We start from the raw sequence: 218 nt of genomic DNA, 5'->3' as shown, positions 1-218 counted from the left end.
CATTTGATTTCGTTCGGGTCCAGGCGCAATGAGCGGCTGACCTGATGCACCGCCAGCCCCCACTCGTAGCCCTGGACCGAAATAACGTATTGCAGGCCCTGGCGGAAGTCATCGCGGTAGCGGTCGGGCATCACCCAACGCGCGGTGTCCAATACCTTCAAGTTGCCCTGCTGGCTCGGCAGGATCCCGAGGAACCAATCCGGCTGGCCGAACAACGG

At 61.9% G+C, this 218-nt stretch carries 1 pseudogene; it reads right to left on the bottom strand.

Annotated elements, in window-relative coordinates:
• Positions 1–218, bottom strand: a pseudogene (locus ACW9HX_RS29235) (chemotaxis protein CheW); the annotation flags it as partial.

The organism is Pseudomonas sp. SDO52101_S400 (assembly GCF_054071635.1).
Note: the sequence above shows the minus strand (reverse complement) of the source record. Positions and strands in the feature narration are given on the sequence as shown.